Source organism: Kitasatospora putterlickiae (assembly GCF_039527695.1).
Classification (GTDB): Bacteria; Actinomycetota; Actinomycetes; order Streptomycetales; family Streptomycetaceae; genus Kitasatospora; species Kitasatospora putterlickiae.
Genome location: NZ_BAAAKJ010000021.1, coordinates 64,792 through 65,477 on the forward strand (window position 1 = coordinate 64,792; position 686 = coordinate 65,477).

1 protein-coding gene is annotated in these 686 nt (G+C 71.0%); it reads right to left on the minus strand.

The annotated features are described in order from the left end of the window. Window positions 1-30: 30 nt before the first annotated feature. On the minus strand, window positions 31-686 hold a 656-nt coding region (locus ABD308_RS02825), incomplete at its 5' end, for a TerD family protein (protein WP_344324952.1).

Here is a 686-nt window from a genome sequence, read left to right on the forward strand (position 1 = left end):
CGACGGCGGGGCGTCGGGGGCGCCGAAGGGTCAGAGCATCGCGGCGGCGGGCTTGACCATGGCGCGGGCGGTCTTGGCGTCGACGTACTCGCCGATCGCGGTCATCACCCATTCGCCCGAGAACTGGCGGACCAGCTTGCACATCACCACGCCGGTGCGCGACTCGGAGTGGGTGAGGTCGAAGCGGACCAGCTCCTGGTTGGTGGCGGCGTCGACCAGGCGGCAGTAGGCGTTCTTGACGTCGGTGAACTTCTGGCCGGAGAAGGAGTTCACGACGAAGACCAGGCCGCAGACCTCGGCCGGCAGGCCGTCCAGGTGGACCGTGATCGACTCGTCGTCGCCGCCGCCCTCCCCGGTGAGGTTGTCGCCGGAGTGGGTGATCGCGCCGTTGAAGATGCCCAGCTTCATGAACCAGGCGGTGTCCAGCTTCTCGCGCTTGGCGTCGAAGGCGAGGCAGGAGGCGTCCAGGTCGATGTTGCGGCCGCGGCCGGCGGGCTCCCAGCCGAGGCCCATCCGGACGGCGGACAGGAACGGCTTGCCGTTCTTCTCCAGCGAGACCGAGCCACCCTTGGCGAGGCTGACCCGGCCCTTGTCCAGGGTGACCTTGGTGAAGGACGGGGCGGCGGGCGGGGCCGGGGGAGCGGGGGGCATCGGGGGCGCGGTCTGCGGCATCGGCGGGGCGGAGG